Genomic DNA, 16,409 nt, shown 5'->3' on the forward strand with positions numbered 1-16,409 from the left:
ATGACTGAGCCCAATGCACATGTGGTGGAGATCGAGCGGGACGGCCCTGTCGCGCTGATCTCCTTTGACAATCCCCCGGTGAACGCGGCTTCGCAGGCCCTGCGCCAAGGTCTGGACACCGCGATCCGCCAACTGGCCGACGACGACGCGATTGAGGTGATCGCCCTTTATGGCAAGGGCCGCAGCTTCATCGCCGGGGCCGATATCCGCGAATTCGGCAAGCCCCCCCGCGCCCCCGGCCTGACCGAGGTGTGCAATACGGTCGAGACCTGCGCCAAGCCGGTGATCTCGGTGCTGCATGGCGTGGCCCTGGGCGGCGGTCTGGAGGTGGCGCTGGCCACCCATGCCCGCGTTGCCGTGGACGGGGTCAGCCTGGGCTTTCCCGAGGTCACGCTGGGCATCATCCCCGGCGCCGGCGGCACCCAGCGGGCCCCGCGCCTGACGGGTATCGCGGATGCGCTGGATCTGATCACCACCGGCCGCCGGATCGGCGCGAAGGAGGCGCATGAACTGGGCCTGGTCGATCGGGTCGAGACCGAAGGCACCCCGCGTGAGCTGGCCCTGACGGCCGCCCGCGACGTGCTGTCGGGCGCCCTGCCCACCCGCCGCACCCGCGAGATCGAGGTCGCCGCCGACGACGCCGCGCTGGAGGCCGCCCGCGCCCGCATCGCCAAGCGTCAGCCCCATCTTTTCTCGCCCCTGAAGGCGGTCGATGCCGTCGCCGCCAGCCGCCGCCCCTATGCCGAGGGCGAGGCGACCGAGCGGGCCCTTTTTGCCGAATGCATCGACAGCCCCCAGCGCGCGGGGCTGGTACACGCCTTCTTCGCCGAGCGCGCGGTCGGCAAGATCCCCGAGGTCCACGCCCACCCCCGCGCCGTCCACTCGATCGGCGTCATCGGCGGCGGCACCATGGGATCGGGCATCGCGACGGCGGCCCTGCTGGCAGGTCTTGACGTGACCCTGGCCGAGCGGGACCAGGAGGCGCTGGACCGGGGCACCGCGACAATCGCCAAGAACCTCGAGGGCGCGGTCAAACGCGGCAAGATCGACGACGCCCGCCGCGACGCCATACTGTCCAAAGCCCTGACCGCCACCACGGATCTTGAGGCTTTCGCCACCTGCGACCTGGTGATCGAGGCGGTGTTCGAGGACATGGAGGTCAAGAAGGACCTCTTTGCCCAGCTCGATCGCATCTGCCGGGACGGTGCCGTCCTCGCGACCAATACCTCCTATCTGGACGTGAACGAGATCGCCGCCGTTACCCGGCGCCCCGGCGACGTGCTGGGCCTGCATTTCTTCTCGCCCGCCCATGTCATGCGCCTGCTCGAGGTGGTGGTCGGCGAAAAGACCGCCCCCGAGGTTGTCGCCACCGGCTTTGCCCTGGCCCGCAAGCTGGGCAAGGTCGCGGTGCGCGCCGGGGTCTGCGACGGCTTCATCGGCAACCGCATCCTGGCCCATTACAAGAAGGCCGCCGACTACCTGATGCTGGACGGCGCCAGCCCCCAGCAGATCGACCGCGCGATGGAGAATTTCGGCTTTGCCATGGGCCCCTTCGCGGTGTCGGACCTGGCCGGGCTGGACATCGGCTGGGCCGCGCGCAAGCGCCTGGCCCCCACCCGCCCCGAGGCCGAGCGCTACAATCCCGTCGCCGACCGCATCTGCGAACGCGGCTGGTTCGGCCGCAAGACCGGCAAGGGCTTTTACGTCTATGACGGCGAGGGCCCCCGCCCCAACCCCGAGGTCGACGCCATCATCGACGCCGCCCGGGCCGAGGCCGGCATCACCCCGCGCGAATTCTCCGAGCAGGAGATTGTCGAGCGTTACATGACGGCCATGATCTCGGAGGCCGCCCGGGTCCTCGAGGACGGGATCGCCCTGCGCCCGATCGACATCGATGCGGTGTTCCTCTTCGGCTATGGCTTTCCGCGCCATCACGGTGGCCCGATGCATTACGCCGACACACTGGGCGCCCATGCCATCCTGAACCGCATCCAGGAATACGCCAAGGAAGACAACCACTTCTGGCGCATTCCCCAGCTTCTGGAAGAGCTGGCCGCCCAGGACGGAACCTTTGCCCAGATGAACCGGGAGACCTGAGAATGGACCTGAGCTTTTCCCCCGAGGAAGTCGCCTTCCGCGACGAGGTGCGGGCCTTTCTCCGTGATGAGCTTCCGGCCGAGCTGTCGGACAAGGTGCGCCGCGGCGCCGAGCTGACCAAGGCCGACATGGAACGCTGGCACGCAATCCTGAACGGGCGCGGCTGGCTGGCCGCGACCTGGCCCGAGGAGCATGGCGGCCCGGGCTGGAGCCCGGTGCAGCGCCACATCTTCGACGAAGAAGCCGCCCTCGCCTCGGCCCCCCGGATCGTGCCCTTCGGCCTGCACATGCTGGGCCCGGTGCTGATCCGCTTCGGCACCGAAGAACAGAAGGCACAGGTCCTGCCACGGATCCTGGACGGCAGCGACTGGTGGTGCCAGGGCTATTCCGAACCGGGCGCAGGCTCGGACCTGGCCAGCCTGAAGGCCCGCGCGGTGCGCGATGGCGACGAATATGTCATCAACGGCCAGAAGACATGGACTACCCTGGGCCAGCACGCCAACAAGATCTTCTGCCTGCTGCGCACCTCGACCGAGGGCAAGCCGCAGGAGGGCATCAGCTTCGTTCTGGTGGATCTCGACACCCCTGGCATCGAGATGCGCCCCATCAAGCTGATCGAGGGCGGCCACGAGGTGAACGAGGTCTTTTTCACCGACGTCCGCGTCCCCGTGGCGAACCTGGTGGGCGAAGAGAACAAGGGCTGGACCATCGCCAAGTTCCTGCTGACCCACGAGCGGACCAACATCGCCGGTGTGGGCTTTTCGGTGCAGGCGTTCGAACAGTTGCGTGCCCTGGCCGGACGGATGCGCCGCAACGGCAAGCGCCTGATCGACAATCCGCTTTTCGCCGCCCGCATGGCCAAGGTCGAGATCGACCTGGAAGCGATGAAGATCACCAACCTGCGGATGCTGTCGGATGCGCGCAAGAATGGCGCGCCCGGGCCCGAAAGCTCGATGCTGAAGATCAAGGGCACCGAGATCCGGCAGGAGCTGAACGACCTGGCGCGCCGCGCCCTCGGCCCCGCCGCCGCCCCCTTCCCCGCCGAGATGCTCGAGGGTAACGAGGCGCTGGTGCCGGCCGACCACGCGCGCAACGCCGAGCGCTACTTCAACAACCGCAAGATCACGATCTTCGGCGGCTCGAACGAAATTCAGAAGAACATTCTGACCAAGGCAATGCTGGAGCTCTGACAATGGATTTCGACGTCTCCGAAGACCGGCGGATGCTGGCCGACTCGCTCAACCGCTTCCTGGCCGACCGCTATGGGATCGAGCATCGCAACAGCGTCGCCTATGACGCGCCCTACCACGATCCCGACCGCTGGTCCGAGATGGTGGAACTGGGCGTGCTGCACGCGCTGGTGCCCGAGGAGGCCGGCGGCTTCGGCGGCACCGGCTTCGACATCACGGTTGTGTTCGAGGCCCTGGGCCGCGCCCTCAACCCCGAGCCTGTGCTGGCGGCGCTGATCTCGGCGCGGCTGCTGGTGGCGGCCGGTCGCGATGTCGAGGATCTGGTGACCGGCACCTCGCGCTACGCCGCTGCCCTATCCGAGCCCGACGCCCCCTACGAGGTCGAGGACATCGCCACCGAGGCCACCGCCGACGGCGACGGCTGGCGCCTGTCGGGACGCAAGTCGGTGGTCTACGGCGGCCACCTGGCAGACCGCTTCCTGGTCAGCGCCCGGCACGGCGACGGCATCGGCCTATTCGCGGTCAATGCGGATGCCGCCCGCGTCACCCCTTACGGCATGATCGACGGCGGCGGCGCGGCCGAGGTGTTCCTGGACAGCGCGCCGGCCGAGCTTTTGATGACCGACGCAGTGGCCGCGATTGGCGATGCGCTGGACGCGGGCGCCCTTGCCCTCTGCGCTGAGGCGGTGGGCGCGATGGACGTGACCCGCGATACGCTTCTGGACTACCTGCGCCAGCGCAAGCAGTTCGGCCGCACCATCGGCAGTTTCCAGGCCCTTCAGCACCGCGCGGTCGAGCTTGCCGCCGAGATCGAGCAGGCCCGCTCCATCACCATCCTGGCCGCAAGCCGCCTGGGCGGCGACGGCGGCTCGCGCACCGTCTCCATGGCCAAGAACCTGGTCGGTCGCACGGCCCGCCTGGTGTCGGAAGAGACGATCCAGATGCACGGCGGCATCGCCATGACCTGGGAATACTCGGCCTCGCACTACGCCAAGCGGCTGGTGATGCTGGACCACCAGCTTGGTGATACCGACCACCACCTCGAACGCGTGATGGCGGCCTACGCGGCCTGAGGGTCGCCCGCCCGGTCATCCGCGAACCCCAATTTCCATGAAAAAGGGGCCCGGTCTGGCTGACCCGGCCCCTTTTGCTTGCGCTGAAGATCACGATTGCCGGCGGTCAGCCGCTGCCGCGCAGGCGGAAGGCGCCGCTGCCGTTGGCGACCATCCGGCCCGCCCCGTCCTTGATATGGGCCTCGGCGAAGAAGGTCTTGCGCCCGCCCCCGGTCACGCGCCCCTCGGCGATCAGCATCCCGCCTTCGGGCTGGGCCAGGAAATTCGTGGTGAGCGAGAGGGTCATGGCCAGCTTGCGCCGCTCTGCCTCGCCGGTGTAGCTGCCGGCATATCCCATCGCGACATCCAGCAGCGTGGCATAGATCCCGCCGTGGGGGATGCCATAGCGGTTCATGTGATCCTCGCGCAGGTCCAGCTCCCACCGGGCGTAACCCTCGGCCCAGCCCACCAGGCGAAAGCCCAGAAGGCGCTGCAACGGATAAGGGTCTTCGCGTAACGCGGGATCGAGGGTGATGTCTTTCATCGGTCTGCCTGGTCTTTCTCTGGGTCGTGGAATGCGGGTGGGGATGAGCTCAGGGGCGCGCCCGGCGGGAGGGTTCAGACGGCGGCATCCCGTGCCGGCGGGCTGCCCAGCCGCTCGGCCGCGCCCAGGAGCCTGTCGCCGTAGCTTTCGAAAAGCTCCTCGGGGGTGATGAGGAAGGACGGCCCGCCGATGTTCAGCCCGTAGACGCGGTCGCCGTTGAGCGAGACCACCGGCACGGCGATGCCGTTGATCTCTTTCCGCCAGGAGCCGAAGGAGGTGCAGAAACCGTATTGCCGGTAATCGGACAGCCCCTGGGCCAGGCCGCGGCGCATGGCGTCGGCCTCGTCCGGGCTTTCCTGGTCGGCCTGTCGCAGGATCCGCTCGCGCTCCTGCTCGGACATGGCACAAAGGATCGCGCGCCCAATGGCCGAGTGGAAAAGCGGCAGCCGCGCGCCCACGTTCAGGGTCAGCGAGACCGCCTGCTGCGACCGGCGGACGGCGGTGTAGACCACCTTGAACTGGTGCCGCTCCCCCAGGGCGGCGGTGACATGCAGGTTCGGCCCGTCGCACAGGGCCCGCATCTCGTCGGCGGCCCGCTCGCCCATGTCCATGCTGGCAAGCACACCATATCCCAGCGACAGCACCCCGGCGCCCAGCCGGTAGGTGCCCGTGCGCTCGGAATGCACAAGGTAGCCCAGCTTGCACAGCGTGTAGCACAGGCGCGTGACCGTGGGCTTCGGCAGGCCCGTGCGCTGCGCCAGATCCATGTTGGTCAGCGTCGTTTCATCGGGACGGAAACAGCGCAGCACGTCGAGGCCCCGCGCCAGCGCGGTGACGAAGTTCCGGTCCTCGCTGCTGCCCTCGATCAGGGTATCGTCGCTTTGCTTTTTCATCCCGCATTCCTGTCTTCGTCTCGCGCGGCGCGGCCCGTCGGGGCCGCTCCTGCGCATTGATGTGCCCGGGCCTGCCCGGTTGGGGGTCGCGCCCTGCCGCTCATATCGCGGTCAATCCGCCGTCGAGGGCGATGGCCTGCCCCGTCATGAAACTGTTCTCCTCCGAGCAGAGCCACAGCATCGCCGCGGCGACCTCCTCGGCGGTGGCCACGCGGCCCATGGGAACGCGCGCCGTCAGCCTGGCCTGGCGAGCCTTGCCCTCCGGGTCCTCTACCCCAGATCCGGCACCGGTCAAGGCGTCAAGCATCGGCGTCTGGGCAAAGGAGGGGCAGATCGCATTGACCCGCACGCCCCGTGACGCCCCCTCGTCCGCCGCCGCACGGGTCAGCCCCACCACCGCGTGTTTCGACGCTGCATACCCTGCCAAGCCGCCCGCGCCCACCAGCCCCGCGGCGGATGCGACGTTGAGGATCACCCCGCCACCCCCGGCAGCCATGGCCGGGATCTGCCGTTGCAGCCCCAGAAAGACGCCGCGGGCGTTGACGGCCATGACGCGATCGAACTCCTCGACCGGCAGGTGCTCGATCGGGCCGGGCGCGTGGACGACGCCGGCGTTGTTGATGGCCACGTCCAGCCGGCCGAAACGGGCGAGAACGCGGTCGTGCATCGCCGCCGCCGCGTCGGCCTCGGCCACGTCGCCCGGCACCGCCAGCACCTGCGCGCCCTGCCCCTCCAGCCGGGCGCAGAGCGCCTTGAGCGGCCCCTCTTCCCGGTCCGAGAGGGCCAGCGTCGCGCCGGTGGCGGCGAACCGGGCCGCCGCCGCGCGGCCAAAGCCGCCCGCCGCGCCGGTGATCAACACCACGCGGCCCCGGGGTGCCGCCTCAGGCATCTCGCATCGCCTTCACCCCGCCTTCGGCGAAGCGCGGCACAAAGGTGCCCATCCGCGCCGCCCGCTCGGGGTTCGAGGCGTTCCCATCCAGCGCCCGCTTGCGCACACCTTGCAAGATCGCCGCCATGCGGAAGAAGCAGAAAGCCAGGTAGAAGTTGAAATTCTCGATCCCGCCGACGCCGGTCCGGCGGCAATAGTCGGCGATGAAAGCCTCGTCCTCGGGCAGGCCGTGGGCCTTGCGATCCACCCCCGCCAGGCCGCGCCCCTCGGGGCCCGGCGGCATCCGCCATTGCATGATGACGGCCGCCAGATCCGCGAAGGGATGGCCCGTGGTCGACAATTCCCAGTCCAAGACGGCTGCGCAGCGGGGCGCGTCGGGCGCGAAAAGCAGGTTGTCGATACGGAAATCCCCGTGCACCAGCGTGCGCCTGCCGTCATCGGGCGGCGCGTTCTCGTCCAGCCAGCGCATCAGGACCTCCATGTCGGCGATCTCGTCGGTCTGGCTGGCGCGGTATTGCTTGATCCAGCGGTCGATCTGCCGGCGGTAGTAATTGCCCTCGGGGCCGTAATCCGACAGGCCCGCATCCGACAGGTTGACGGCGTGGATGGCGGCCAGCACGCGGTTGATCTCATCATAGATCGAGCGGCGGCCGTCGGCGTCCATGTCGGGCAGGCGCGGATCGACGAAGCCGCGCCCCTCGACATGTTCCATCACGTAGAATTCGGACCCTAGGACCGAGGGATCGTCGCAATAGGCCAGCATTCGCGCCACGGGCACGTCGCTGCCCGCCAATGCCTTCTGCACGCGAAATTCCCGGTCCACCGCGTGGGCCGATTTCAGAAGCACACCCGGCGGCTTACGCCGCAGCACGTAGCGTTGCGCGGGCGTCTCCAGCAGGAAGGTCGGGTTGGACTGGCCCAGCGCGAACTTGCGCGCCTCCAGCGGCCCCTGGAAGCCGGGCAGCGTCGCGGCCAGCCAGGCCTCGACCGCGCCGAGGTCGAGGCCGGTGGCCCCGGTGTCGGTGCCGGTGGGGGTGCCGGGGTCGGTGTCGGTGGCTTTCGCGGGGCCGGCCTGGGCCTCTGTCGCGGGATCGGTCATGGGCGTCTCGCTCCTCAGCTGTAGGTCAGCAGATCGTCCGCCGAGGCGGCGTCGATATGGGGTGTCTCGTTGAAACTGTGCAGGTAAAGCCCCTCGCGACCGACGATCAGTCGCGACATGGCACAGTTCTTCATCTGCAGTTGCAGGCGGATCATCTGTTCCGCCGGGGCATCCAGGCTACTTGCCACCAGTCGGCCCAGCGCCCCGCCCGAACTGACGGCCAGAAGCCGCCCGCTGCGCCCCGCGCCCGCCAGCGCCGCGATCATCGCGTCCCGCGCCGCCGCCACCCGGCCGCAGAAGGCCGACCAGGTTTCGGGCGGGTCCGCGATCTCGTCGCGCTGCCAGGCCAGCACCGTATCGCGCAGGGTGCGGAAATGCGCGCGCCGGTCGCCGTCGGGCGTCATGCCTGCCCCCTCGGGCGCAGGGCCGTCACGAAAGCGGGCGGCCAGCAAGCCCTTGAAATCGAACTCGTTCAGGCCCGGGTCCACGGTATAGGCTGCGGGATCCAGCCCCATGGCTTCGGCGATCCCCTGATAGGTTTCCCGGTGGCGCCGCTGGGCGCCGATGACCACCAGGTCGGGTCGCAGCCCCGCGGCCAGAAGCGCCCGGCCGAGGGCCACCGACTGCCGGTGGCCCCGTTCCGACAGGACATCGTAATCCGCCGCCCCGAACGAGGCCTGGGCGTGGCGTATGGCCAGCAGCTCGGCCACGTCAGCGCGGCTCGTTCGAATACTGGCGCAGCTCGTGGCGGGCGACCTGGCGGCGGTGCACCGCGTCGGGGCCATCGGCAAAGCGCAGGGTGCGCAGCTTGGTCCACATGGCGGCCAGGGGCTGATCCTGGCTGATCCCGCCCGCGCCGTGCATCTGCATGGACTGGTCCACCACTTCCAGCGCCGTCAGCGGCGCCACCACCTTGATCATGCTGATCCAGGGGGCCGCGGCGCGGTTGCCCTCGGTGTCCATCACCCAGGCGGCCTTCAGGCACAGCAAACGGGCCTGCTCGATCTCCATCCGGGCGTTGGCGATGATGTCGTAATTGGCGCCCAGCTCGACAAGGTTCTTGCCGAAGGCCTGTCGTGTCAGGCCGCGCCGGCACATCAGCTCCAGCGCCTTTTCGGCCAGGCCGATGGCGCGCATGCAATGGTGGATGCGGCCGGGCCCAAGCCGGCCCTGCGCCACTTCGAAGCCGCGCCCCTCGCCCAGGATCAGGTCCTCGGCCTTGACGCGAGCATTGGTGAAGCGGACGTGCATGTGCCCGTGGGGGGCATCGTCGTTGTTGAAGACGTTCATGGGGCGCAGAACCTCGACCCCTTCGGTGTCCGCGGGCATGAAGAACATCGAGTGGCGCGAGTGCTTGTGGGCGTCGGGGCTGGTGCAGGCCATCACGATGTAAAGCGCGCAGCGCGGGTCGCCCGCGCCCGAGGCCCACCACTTGTCGCCGTTCAGCACCCAGTCGTCGCCGTCCCGCTCGGCCCGGAGCGAGATGTTGGTCGCGTCCGACGAGGCCACGTCCGGCTCGGTCATCAGGTAGGCCGACCGAATCTCGCCCTTCAGGAGCCGCCCCAGCCAGCGTTCGCGGTGGGCGTCGGTGCCGTAGCGTTCCAGCACCTCCATATTGCCGGTGTCGGGGGCGTTGCAGTTGAAGACCTCGGCGGCGATGCCGACCTTGCCCATCTCCTCGGCGAGGTACGCGTATTCGACCGTGCTCAGCCCTTTGCCGCGCTTGCTGTCGGTCAGCCAGAAGTTCCACAACCCGCGCTCGCGCGCCTTGGCCTTCAGGCCCTCCATGATCTCGATCTGACGGTCGGTCAGGGCAAAGCGGCCGCCCGAGGGATGGCGGCCGATCTCGTCGTGGTATTCGGCATCCAGCGGCGCGATCTCGTTCTCGACCATGTCGCGCACCTGCTGGACCAGCGGCCGCACCCTGTCCGTCATTCCCAGATCCATCATTCTCTCCCTTGTTGCGCGGCGGCGACCATGCGGTCCCGGGCGCGATTGTATTCCGTCTCGATTCTCGCCACGACCTCGGCCGCGGAAACGATGTCGCGCACCGCGCCGATCCCCTGTCCCGCGCCCCAGATCTCCTTCCAGGCCTTGGGCTTGGCGGATCCGTCCTTGAAGCTCATCGCGTCGGCGTCCGCCTCGGGCAGCGCGGCCGGATCAAGGCCCGCGCGCCGGATCGAGGGGGCCAGGTAGTTGCCCGACACGCCGGTAAAGAGGCTGGAGGTCACGATGTCCTCGGCGCCGCTGTCGATCAGCATCCGCTTGTATTCGGGGTCGGCATTGGCCTCGTGGGTCGCAATGAAGGGCGAGCCGATGTAGCCCAGGTCAGCCCCCAACACCTGTGCGGCCAGCAGCGCCTCGCCCGTGGCGATGGCCCCCGACAACAGCAGCGGTCCGTCGAACCAGTCGCGGATCTCGCGCACCAGGGCGAAGGGCGATTGCGGCCCCGCATGCCCGCCCGCCCCGGCGGCGACGGCGATCAGCCCGTCGGCCCCCTTGTCGATGGCCTTGCGGGCAAAGCGGTTGTTGATCACGTCGTGCAGGGCGATGCCGCCGCAGGAATGAGCGGCCTCGTTCACCTCGACCCGCGCGCCAAGCGAGGTGATCCAGATCGGCACCTTCCAGCGGGCGCAGATCTCCAGGTCGCGCATCAGGCGCGTGTTGGAGCGGTGGACGATCTGGTTGACCGCGAAGGGAGCCGCCGGCCTATCGGGATTGGCCTGGTTGTGACGGTCGAGCTCCTCGGTGATGCGCTTCAGCCAGGCTTCCAGCAGGATCGGCTCGCCCTCGGCCTCGCGGGCGTTGAGGGCGGGGAAGGATCCGACCACGCCGGCCTTGCACTGGGCGATGACCAGATCCGGGTTCGAGATGATGAACAGCGGTGAAGCCACCGCCGGGATCCGCAGACCCTTCAGGATCGCCGGAAGGCTCATCAAAGCACCTCGAAGAGGCCCGCCGCCCCCATGCCGCCACCGACGCACATGGTGCAGACGACATAGCGCGCGCCGCGACGCCGCCCCTCGATCAGCGCGTGGCCGACCATGCGGGCGCCCGACATGCCATAGGGATGGCCGATCGAGATGGCGCCGCCGTTGACGTTCAGCAGCTCGTCGGGAATGCCTAGCCGGTCGCGACAGTAGAGCACCTGCACCGCGAAGGCCTCGTTCAGCTCCCACAGGCCGATGTCGTCGACGCCCAGCCCGTGGCGCTTCAGCAGCCGGGGCACGGCGAAGACCGGGCCGATGCCCATCTCGTCGGGGGCGCAGCCCGCGACCGCCATTCCCATGTAGCGGCCCAAGGGCGACAGGCCCCGGCGCTCGGCCTCGGCGGCCTCCATCACGACGCTGGCCGAAGCCCCGTCGGACAGCTGGCTGGCGTTGCCGGCGGTGATGAACCGGCCCTGTGTGATGCGCTGGCCATCCTTCTGCACCGGCTTCAGCGCCGAAAGCCCCTCCAGCGTCGTTTCGGGACGATTGCCCTCGTCGGCCGAGAGGGTGACGGTGCGGCGGCTGATCTCGCCGGTTTCGCGGTCCTTGACCAGCATGTCGCTGGGCATCGGCGCCAGCTCGGCGTCGAAGCGGCCGGCCTGCTGGGCTGCGGCGGTGCGCTGCTGGGAGCGCAGGGCGTATTCGTCCTGGGCCTCGCGGCTGATCTCGTAGCGGTCAGCGACGACCTCGGCCGTCTCCAGCATCGACATGTAGATGGCGGGGTGATGCTCCACCAGCCAGGGGTCGCGGGCGCGGTGGGCGTTGCGGTGTTCGTTCTGAACGAGGCTGACGGATTCGACGCCGCCGGCGACCGTGATGTCCATGCCGTCGTGGATCACCTGTTTCGCGGCGGTGGCGATCGCCATCATGCCGCTGGCGCATTGGCGATCCAGCGACATGCCGGCCACGCTGTCGGGCAGCCCGGCCCGAAGCGCCGCCTGCCGCGCGATGTTCTGGCCCGAGGATCCCTGTTGCAGGGCGGCGCCCATGACCACATCCTCGACCTCGGCGCCGGTAATGCCGGCGCGGGCCACGGCCTCGGCGACGACATGGCCGGCCAGGGCCTGGGCCTGGGTGTCGTTGAAGGCGCCGCGATAGGCCCGGCCGATCGGGGTGCGTGCGGTGGATACGATGACGGCGTCTCTCATGCGCTTTCCTTTCCGGCGGCAGGCCGAGGCGTGGCGGCCCCGGCATCCGTTTCGCCAAGATAACGGCGATTCAACCATTGGGCGACCAGGGCGGGTTTCTCCTCGCCCTCGATCTCGACGGTGACGTCCCAGGTGACGGTGATCTCGCCCGGGCGCCGCTCTTCGAGCTTGTTCAGGACGAAACGGGCGCGGATACGCGCGCCGACCCGCACGGGGTTGAGAAAGCGCAGCCGGTCAAAGCCGTAATTGATGCTCATCCGCATGCCCGCGAGGCGCGGCTGCGCCTGTGCGGCCAGCGCCGAGAGGACCGAAACGGTCAGAAAGCCATGGGCGATGGTGCCGCCGAAAGGGGTCTCGGCGCGGGCGCGGTCGGGATCCACATGGATGTACTGGTGATCCCCCGACACGTCGGCGAAGGCGTCGATCCTGGCCTGGTCGATCACCAGCCAGTCCGAGACGCCAAGCTCCTGCCCGACGCTCGCGGCCATCTCGTCGCGTGTCATCTCCGCCATGTGCGGCCCTCCCCGGCCTGTCCGTGGCGGGGCCCCTGGGTGGCCCCGTTCGTTTTGCTGTGCAGAATAGGGTTTCGCTGATGCGGTGACAAGTCACCTGCCCCGGGTGCGGACCGCACGGGGAGAAAGCCGAAGGCTGGCGGGTCGTCGCGCCCGCCTCGCCCGGCCCCCGCGATCCCTAGGCCTGGGCCCCCGATTTCCCGGGCAGCTCGTAATCCGCGAACCGCCGCCGCAGGTGCAGCTTGGAAACCTTGCCCGTCGCCGTCAGCGGCAGCTCCTCGACGAAGACCACATCGTCGGGCAATTGCCAGCTTGCGAACTTGCCGTTCAACCGCGCCAGCAGGTCGCCGGGCGTCGGCGGCGTGGCAGGATCGGTGGGCACCACGACCAGCAGCGGCCGCTCGTCCCACTTGGGATGGGGCACCGCGATCACGGCGCAGTTCGCGACCTGCGGATGGCCCATGATCGCGTTCTCGAGGTCCAGCGACGAGATCCATTCGCCGCCCGACTTGATCATGTCCTTGGCCCGGTCGGTGATGGTCAGGAACCCGTCGGGGTCGATCCGGGCCATGTCGCCGGTGGCGAACCAGCCCTCGGCATCGAAGGCGCCTTCGCTGGCGGCTTCATTGTCGAAATAGGCGCTGACCACGGTGTTGCCGCGCACGTGGAGGGCGCCGCTTGCCTCGCCGTCATGGGGCAGACGATGCCCCTCCTCATCGAGGATCTTCATCTCGACCCCGAAGAGCCGGCGGCCCTGCTGCGACTTGACCTCGATCCGCGCGTCCCGGTCCAGCGTCTGCATGTGGTCGGGCAGGTTGCCCTGGGTGCCGACGGGGCTCATCTCGGTCATGCCCCAGGCGTGGCAGACGTTGACGCCGGCATCCTCGAAGGCCGCGATCATGCTGGCCGGAGCGGCCGAGCCGCCGACGACCACGTCGCCGAACCCCTCGGGGATGCGCCCCATCTCCTGGATCCGAGCCAGCAGGCCCATCCAGACCGTCGGCACGCCCCAGGCGGAATAGACCTTCTCGCGGTCCATCAGGTCGAAAAGGCTCTCGCCATCCAACGCCGGGCCGGGGAACACCAGCGAGGCCCCCGCCAGCGGGGCCGAGTAGGGAAGCCCCCAGGCGTTGACGTGGAAAAGCGGCACCACCGGCATGATCCGACGCCCGGGGCGCAACACGTCGGGAAGCGCCAGCGAGATGCTCAGCGCGTGCAGCACGGTCGAGCGGTGGGAATAAAGCGCGCCCTTGGGGTTGCCCGTCGTGCCGGAGGTATAGCAAAGCCCCGCCGCCGTCTCCTCGGGAAACTCGGGCCAGTCGATGGTGTCGGGCTGGCCGGTCAGCAACTCCTCGTAGCACAGGGGCGGATCCCCCGCCTCGGTCGGATCCTCGTGATGCGAGAAGATGGGCGCCTCGGGCATATGCGCCCGGTCGGTCATCACGCAGATGCGCAGATCATCGGGAAGCTGCGGCGCCAGCTTGGCGATCAGGGGCACGAAGGTCAGATCCACGAACAGCAGCCGGTCCTGGGCATGGCCAAGGATGTAAAGCATCTGCTCGGCCGAAAGGCGGGGGTTGATCGTGTGGCAGACCGCGCCGATGCCCGAGATGGCATAGTAAAGCTCCAGGTGGCGATAGCCGTTCCAGGCCAGGGTGGCGACCCGGTCGCCGGGCATGATCCCCTGCTCGCGCAGACCGTGGGCCAGCTGCGCGACCCGGCGCTCGGTCTCGGCATATGTCTGCCGGTGCACGTCGCCCTCGCAGCGCACCGACACCACCTCGGCGCGGCCGTGGTTCTGGGCAGCGTAGGTCAGGATATCCGCGATCCTGAGGGGCCGGTTCATCATCAGTCCGTCCATGCCTTCGTCTCTCCTTGTCTGTCGCGCACCGCGGGCGCCGCGCCGGTTCTGCCTTGCGAAACCCGGTTTCGAAGTGGAATAAACCAAACAGGATTGCAGCAGGGAAGCCCACAGATGGAATATAGCCGGATTGTGCTGGCAAGCAGGCCCGAAGGCCGCGTCAGCGAAAATAATTTCAGGGTCGAAAGCGGCATCCTGCCCCGCCCCGCAAAGGGCGAGGTGCTGGCCCGCGTGCTTTACCTGTCGCTGGATCCCTACATGCGCGGACGGATGGACGCGGGCAAATCCTACGCCCCCGCCGTCGAGATCGGCGAGACCATGGAAGGCCGCGCCGTGGCCGAGGTGCTGGAATCGAATGATCCGGCCTTCGCCCCCGGCGACCTGGTGCTGGGCAGCTTCGGCTGGGCCAGCCACGGGGTCCTGCCGGCCGCAGGGTTGATGCGGGTCGATCCCGACCTCGCCCCGCCCTCGACCGCGCTGGGAGTGCTGGGCATGCCCGGCTTCACCGGCTGGCTGGGGCTGGAGGCTTTCGGCCGCCCGCAGAAGGGCGAAACCCTGGTCGTGGGCGCCGCCACCGGCGCCGTGGGCTCCATGGTCGGGCAGCTGGCGCGGCTGCGCGGGCTGCGGGCCGTGGGCGTGGCGGGCGGGCCCGAGAAATGCGACTTCGCAGTGAAGGAGCTGGGGTTCGACGCCTGCCTCGACCACCGGGCCGCCCCCGACAGCGCCACCCTGCGCAAGCAGCTGGCCCAGGCCTGCCCCGACGGGGTCGATGTCTATTTCGAGAACGTGGGCGACAAGACGCTTGAGGCCGTGCTGCCGCTGATGAACGTGGGCGGCCGCATCCCGGTCTGCGGCATGATCGGCTGGTACGATCTGGGCGCGCTGGGCGCCGGCGGCGGCACGGGCCGCAACATGCTGCCGCTGGCCTGGCGCACGATCCTGGTCCAGCGCCTGGCGGTACAGGGGTTCATCATCACCGACCATTACCACCGCTTCGGCGAGTTCCTGACCGAGGTCGCCCCGCTGGTGCGCGACGGGCGCATCGCCTGGCACGAGGACGTGGCCGAGGGGCTGGAGGCCGCCCCGCAGGCCTTCATGAACCTCCTGGCGGGCAGGAATTTCGGCAAGCAGATCGTGAAGGTGGCGCAATGACCCTCTTTGACCTCGGCGGCAAGACCGCCCTCGTGACCGGCTCGACCAAGGGGATCGGGCGCGCCGTGGCGACCCAGCTTGTGCGCGCGGGGGCCAATGTCATCGTCTCCAGCCGCACGGCCGAGGATTGCGCCAGTGTGGCACAGGAAATCTCGGCCATCGGGCCGGGCCGCGCGGTGGGGATCGCCGCCAACATCTCCCATGATGAGGCGATCGACCGGCTGGTGGCCGAGGGCCGCGCCCAGCTGGGCGAGATCGACATCCTGGTGTGCAACGCCGCCGTGAACCCCTATTTCGGCCCCTTCCTCGAGACGCCCGACGACGCCTTCGACAAGACGATCCGGGTCAACATCCGGTCGAACATGCGGCTGGCGCGGCTGGTGGTGCCCCACATGCAGGCACAGCGCGACGGAGCGATCGTCGTCATCTCGTCCATCGCCGCGTTCAAGGGGTCGGACAACCTTGGCATGTATGCCCTGACCAAGGCCGCCGACACGCAGCTGGTGCGCAACCTGGCGGTGGCTTACGGCGCCGACAACATTCGCGCCAACGGCATCGCCCCAGCCCTGGTCAAGACCGACTTCGCCCGGGCCCTGTGGGAAGATCCGGCGCGTGCAGCACGGGTCGCCGACAGCTACGCCCTCAAACGCCTGGGAGAGCCCGACGACATCGCCGGGGCGGCGGTTTTCCTGGCCTCGCCCGCAGGGCGGTGGATGACCGGTCAGACCCTGATCATCGACGGCGGCTGGTCGGTCCTGGACTGACCCGCCCTGCCCATGTGGGCAAGGGTCTGGCGCGTCTGGGGACCGCCCGGGACCGGGCGCGATTGCCCGGTTGCAATCGGGTTTTGCCGGATGTAGCGTGTGCACCAGCATACCGTTGGGGTGCCCCGTTCGCCGGGGCTGAGAGGCAAGGCCAACCCATTGAACCTGATCCGGGCAGTACCGGCGTAGGGAACGGTGCAGGGCCCAGGCCCGCGCCC

At 69.0% G+C, this 16,409-nt stretch carries 15 protein-coding genes and 1 riboswitch; of the genes, 5 read left to right on the forward strand and 10 right to left on the reverse strand.

Annotation, left to right across the window (positions count from 1 at the left end):
• From CLV77_RS09285 to CLV77_RS09295, 3 genes are read left to right on the forward strand one after another with little or no spacing between them, the layout of a single operon-like run.
• Positions 1-2,097, forward strand: coding sequence for a 3-hydroxyacyl-CoA dehydrogenase NAD-binding domain-containing protein (locus CLV77_RS09285; RefSeq protein ID WP_076980803.1), 2,097 nt, complete (start codon positions 1-3; stop codon positions 2,095-2,097).
• 2 nt (positions 2,098-2,099) lie between these two features.
• The gene (locus tag CLV77_RS09290) at positions 2,100-3,287 is read left to right on the forward strand and encodes an acyl-CoA dehydrogenase family protein (RefSeq protein WP_076980802.1); all 1,188 of its coding nucleotides are present in this window, start codon (positions 2,100-2,102) and stop codon (positions 3,285-3,287) included.
• Between the two features lie 2 nt (positions 3,288-3,289).
• Complete coding sequence (locus CLV77_RS09295) at positions 3,290-4,360, forward strand: acyl-CoA dehydrogenase family protein (protein ID WP_076980801.1); 1,071 nt, start codon at positions 3,290-3,292, stop codon at positions 4,358-4,360.
• Positions 4,361-4,466: 106 nt separating this feature from the next.
• On the opposite strand, the gene CLV77_RS09300 is transcribed toward CLV77_RS09295, so the two are convergent.
• The 10 genes from CLV77_RS09300 to CLV77_RS09345 form a co-directional block, all read right to left on the reverse strand.
• Complete coding sequence (locus tag CLV77_RS09300) at positions 4,467-4,883, reverse strand: PaaI family thioesterase (RefSeq protein ID WP_076980800.1); 417 nt, start codon at positions 4,881-4,883, stop codon at positions 4,467-4,469.
• A gap of 74 nt (positions 4,884-4,957) precedes the next feature.
• Positions 4,958-5,776 (reverse strand): IclR family transcriptional regulator, encoded by an 819-nt coding sequence (locus tag CLV77_RS09305; RefSeq protein WP_076980799.1) that lies wholly within the window; start codon positions 5,774-5,776, stop codon positions 4,958-4,960.
• A gap of 100 nt (positions 5,777-5,876) precedes the next feature.
• Entirely contained in the window at positions 5,877-6,665 is a 789-nt protein-coding gene (locus CLV77_RS09310) for an SDR family NAD(P)-dependent oxidoreductase (RefSeq protein ID WP_076980798.1), read from the reverse strand.
• The gene (locus CLV77_RS09315) at positions 6,658-7,764 is read right to left on the reverse strand and encodes a phosphotransferase family protein (RefSeq protein WP_083707859.1); all 1,107 of its coding nucleotides are present in this window, start codon (positions 7,762-7,764) and stop codon (positions 6,658-6,660) included. Before CLV77_RS09315 ends, CLV77_RS09310 begins: the two co-directional genes overlap by 8 nt.
• A gap of 14 nt (positions 7,765-7,778) precedes the next feature.
• The gene (locus CLV77_RS09320; RefSeq protein ID WP_076980797.1) at positions 7,779-8,474 is read right to left on the reverse strand and encodes a histidine phosphatase family protein; all 696 of its coding nucleotides are present in this window, start codon (positions 8,472-8,474) and stop codon (positions 7,779-7,781) included.
• Position 8,475: 1 nt separating this feature from the next.
• Positions 8,476-9,711 carry an acyl-CoA dehydrogenase family protein gene (locus CLV77_RS09325; RefSeq protein WP_076980796.1) on the reverse strand — a complete coding sequence of 412 codons (1,236 nt, stop codon included), beginning with the start codon at positions 9,709-9,711 and terminating at the stop codon, positions 8,476-8,478.
• Positions 9,711-10,700: an NAD(P)H-dependent flavin oxidoreductase gene (locus CLV77_RS09330; protein ID WP_076980795.1), complete on the reverse strand. Its 990-nt coding sequence runs from the start codon at positions 10,698-10,700 to the stop codon at positions 9,711-9,713. The genes CLV77_RS09325 and CLV77_RS09330 overlap by 1 nt, the downstream gene beginning before the upstream one ends.
• Entirely contained in the window at positions 10,700-11,902 is a 1,203-nt protein-coding gene (locus CLV77_RS09335; RefSeq protein WP_076980794.1) for an acetyl-CoA C-acyltransferase, read from the reverse strand. The genes CLV77_RS09330 and CLV77_RS09335 overlap by 1 nt, the downstream gene beginning before the upstream one ends.
• Complete coding sequence (locus CLV77_RS09340; RefSeq protein ID WP_076980793.1) at positions 11,899-12,414, reverse strand: MaoC family dehydratase; 516 nt, start codon at positions 12,412-12,414, stop codon at positions 11,899-11,901. Before CLV77_RS09340 ends, CLV77_RS09335 begins: the two co-directional genes overlap by 4 nt.
• Positions 12,415-12,592: 178 nt before the next feature.
• Complete coding sequence (locus CLV77_RS09345; RefSeq protein WP_076980792.1) at positions 12,593-14,275, reverse strand: long-chain-fatty-acid--CoA ligase; 1,683 nt, start codon at positions 14,273-14,275, stop codon at positions 12,593-12,595.
• Positions 14,276-14,389: 114 nt separating this feature from the next.
• Between CLV77_RS09345 and CLV77_RS09350 the strand changes: the two genes are divergently transcribed.
• The gene (locus tag CLV77_RS09350; RefSeq protein ID WP_076980791.1) at positions 14,390-15,427 is read left to right on the forward strand and encodes an NADP-dependent oxidoreductase; all 1,038 of its coding nucleotides are present in this window, start codon (positions 14,390-14,392) and stop codon (positions 15,425-15,427) included.
• Positions 15,424-16,191 (forward strand): SDR family NAD(P)-dependent oxidoreductase, encoded by a 768-nt coding sequence (locus CLV77_RS09355; protein WP_076980790.1) that lies wholly within the window; start codon positions 15,424-15,426, stop codon positions 16,189-16,191. The genes CLV77_RS09350 and CLV77_RS09355 overlap by 4 nt, the downstream gene beginning before the upstream one ends.
• 106 nt (positions 16,192-16,297) lie before the next feature.
• A riboswitch (TPP riboswitch) is annotated at positions 16,298-16,400 on the forward strand.
• The last annotated feature ends 9 nt before the right edge of the window (positions 16,401-16,409 follow it).

The organism is Brevirhabdus pacifica (assembly GCF_002797755.1).
Classification (GTDB): Bacteria; Pseudomonadota; Alphaproteobacteria; order Rhodobacterales; family Rhodobacteraceae; genus Brevirhabdus; species Brevirhabdus pacifica.

Bases quoted from the DNA above. Each gene is read 5' to 3' on its own strand.
- CLV77_RS09285 (WP_076980803.1), top strand. From the start codon at position 1: ATGACTGAGCCCAATGCACATGTGGTGGAGATCGAGCGGGACGGCCCT.
- CLV77_RS09290 (WP_076980802.1), top strand. From the start codon at position 2,100: ATGGACCTGAGCTTTTCCCCCGAGGAAGTCGCCTTCCGCGACGAGGTG.
- CLV77_RS09295 (WP_076980801.1), top strand. From the start codon at position 3,290: ATGGATTTCGACGTCTCCGAAGACCGGCGGATGCTGGCCGACTCGCTC.
- CLV77_RS09300 (WP_076980800.1), bottom strand. From the start codon at position 4,883: ATGAAAGACATCACCCTCGATCCCGCGTTACGCGAAGACCCTTATCCG.
- CLV77_RS09305 (WP_076980799.1), bottom strand. From the start codon at position 5,776: ATGAAAAAGCAAAGCGACGATACCCTGATCGAGGGCAGCAGCGAGGAC.
- CLV77_RS09310 (WP_076980798.1), bottom strand. From the start codon at position 6,665: ATGCCTGAGGCGGCACCCCGGGGCCGCGTGGTGTTGATCACCGGCGCG.
- CLV77_RS09315 (WP_083707859.1), bottom strand. From the start codon at position 7,764: ATGACCGATCCCGCGACAGAGGCCCAGGCCGGCCCCGCGAAAGCCACC.
- CLV77_RS09325 (WP_076980796.1), bottom strand. From the start codon at position 9,711: ATGGATCTGGGAATGACGGACAGGGTGCGGCCGCTGGTCCAGCAGGTG.
- CLV77_RS09330 (WP_076980795.1), bottom strand. From the start codon at position 10,700: ATGAGCCTTCCGGCGATCCTGAAGGGTCTGCGGATCCCGGCGGTGGCT.
- CLV77_RS09335 (WP_076980794.1), bottom strand. From the start codon at position 11,902: ATGAGAGACGCCGTCATCGTATCCACCGCACGCACCCCGATCGGCCGG.
- CLV77_RS09340 (WP_076980793.1), bottom strand. From the start codon at position 12,414: ATGGCGGAGATGACACGCGACGAGATGGCCGCGAGCGTCGGGCAGGAG.
- CLV77_RS09345 (WP_076980792.1), bottom strand. From the start codon at position 14,275: ATGGACGGACTGATGATGAACCGGCCCCTCAGGATCGCGGATATCCTG.
- CLV77_RS09350 (WP_076980791.1), top strand. From the start codon at position 14,390: ATGGAATATAGCCGGATTGTGCTGGCAAGCAGGCCCGAAGGCCGCGTC.
- CLV77_RS09355 (WP_076980790.1), top strand. From the start codon at position 15,424: ATGACCCTCTTTGACCTCGGCGGCAAGACCGCCCTCGTGACCGGCTCG.